The organism is Rhodanobacter sp. sgz306013, from assembly GCF_057031145.1.
The window spans coordinates 1-2,357 of sequence record NZ_JBXCIJ010000008.1 but is presented as its reverse complement, the minus strand read 5'-3'; the positions used below and the strand labels follow the sequence as shown (position 1 = coordinate 2,357).

Annotated in this window: 1 protein-coding gene; it reads right to left on the bottom strand. The window is 71.9% G+C overall.

The genetic code is table 11. The features are described from left to right. Positions 1 to 2,357 (bottom strand): condensation domain-containing protein (locus tag AC2EWF_RS17995; protein ID WP_483640773.1); only part of this gene is annotated, 2,357 nt, incomplete at both ends.

Below are 2,357 nucleotides of genomic sequence, written 5' to 3'. Positions count from 1 at the left end.
AGCAGCACGGCCAGCTTCGCGTCGGCGACCATGTAGGCGAGCCGCTCGGCGGGGAAGCCGGGGTCGAGCGGCACGTAGCCGGCACCGGCCTTGAGGGTGCCGAGCAGGGCGGCAAGCATGGCGGGACCGCGTTCCAGGGCGATGCCGACGAGGTCGCCGGGACCGATGCCCTGCGCGATCAGGCCGTGGGCGATGCGGTTGGCCTGTTCGTCGAGGGCGCGGTAGCTCAGCGTCTGCTCGCCGCAGCGCAGCGCGGTGCGGTCCGGCGAAACGGTCGCACGGCGTTCGAAGGCGCCGTGCATGGTCGGCACGGGGATCGCGGCGGCGGTGGCGTTCCATGCGTGCAGCCGCGCCAGTTCGTCCGCCGGCAGCAACGGCAGTTGCGCGACAGCCCGGCGCGGATCGGCCAGCGCGCCTTCCAGCAGGATTTCGTAGCTGCGGCGGAAGCGCGCGGCAGTGGCCGGCTCGAACAGGTCGGCGTTGAAGACCATGCCGCCGATCAGGCGGTGTTCCTGTTCGACGAACCACAGGCCCAGGTCGTGCGCGCTGCCGCGCTGGAACACCGGCAGTCGCTCATGGCGCAGCGGGCCCCATGCGCGGGTGCGGCCGCGGACGTCCTGGTAGGAGAACATGGCCTGCGCCAGTGGCGGCCGGCTCTCGTCGCGCGGCAGACGGAGCACCTTGACCAGGTGTTCGAACGGCACGTCCGGGCAGGCGAAGGCGTCGAGCACCACGGCGCGCACCGCGCGCACGAGGTCGAGGAAACCGGCCTGCGGATCGACCGAGAGGCGCAGCGGCAGCGCGTTGACGAAAAAGCCCATCACCGCCTCCAGCTCCACCGCGTCGCGACCGCGCACCGGGGTGCTGACGACCAGGTCGCGCTGGCCGCCGAGCCGGTGCAGCAGCGCGTAATACGCCGCGAGCAGCACCATGAACGGGGTCGCGCCGGCCTGCTGCGCCAGCTTGCGTACGGCTTCGAGCGGTGCGGCCGGCAGCTCGATCCATTCCGTCGCGCCGGCACCGGACATGCGCGCCGGCCGCACATGATCGGCGGGGAGCTCCAGCGGATCGATGCGGCCCTGCAGGCGCGACAGCCAGTGGCCGAGCTGGCGCTCCAGTTCCTCGCCCTGCATCCACTGCCGCTGCCACGCGGCAAAGTCGCCGTACTCGACTGCCAGCGGCGGCAGCGGGTCGGGCTGGCCGGCGCAGAACGCCGCATAGAGCGTGGTCATCTCCTGGTAGAAAAGATCGAACGACCAGCCGTCCCAGATGATGTGGTGGGTCATGAAGAAAAACACGTGTTGTTCGCTGTCCAGCCGGAACAGCTGGGCGCGGAACAGCGGCGGCGTGGCCAAGTCGAACGGTTCGGCGATCAGCGCGTCGAGCCGGCGCCGCAACCAGCCCTCGCGTTCGTTCGCCGGCAGCCCGGAGAGATCCTCCAGCGGCAGTTCCACCGCCAGCGCGGGATGGATGCGCTGGTGCGCGCCGGTCGCGTCCGGCTCGATCGCGGTGCGCAGCACCGGCTGGCGCCGCACCATCGCGCGCAGCGCCTGTTCGAAGGCGGCCACGTTCAACGCGCCGTGCAGGCGGTGCGCCGAAGGCGTGTGATAGGTCACCCCGCCGGGTTGTAGTTGTTCGAGATACCACAGGCGTTGCTGCATCAGCGACAACGGTGCCTGCTCACGGTCAGGCAGGCGCGCGATCACGCGGGTCTGCCGCGGGCCGGCCGTGCCGGCCGCGCGGATTGCCGCCGCCAGCCGCGCCACGGTCGGCGCCTCGAACACGGTGCGCAGCGGCAGCGCAAGGCCCAGCACGCGATTGAGCCGCGCGGTGAGTTGCGCGGCGAGCAGGGAGTGGCCGCCGTGCTGGAAGAAGTCATCGTCCAGTCCCGGTTCGACGCTGCCCAGCACCGAAGCCATCGCCTGCGCCACCTGGCGTTCCAGTTCGTCGCGCGGCGCGGCGCACGTGCCGGCGGGCGGACTGCTGGCGGGCGGGGTCGGCAGGCGGCTGCGGTCGATCTTGCCGTTCGGCAGCAGCGGCAGCGCGGCCAGCACCACGAAATGCTGCGGCAGCATGTATTCGGGCAGGCGTTCGCGCAGGCGGCTGCGCAGGACGGCTTCGTCCACCGGTGTTTCGCTCGCCAGGTACGCAACCAGGCGCGCGTCGCCCGGACGATCCTCGCGCACCACCACCAGCGCCTGCGTCACCGGGGGATGGCCGGCCAGTTGCGCCTCGATCTCGCCGGGTTCGATGCGGAAGCCGCGGAGCTTGATCTGGAAGTCGACGCGGCCGAGGTGCTCGAGGGTGCCGTCGGGCCGCCAGCGGCCGCGGTCGCCGGTGCGGTAGAGGCGGGCGGC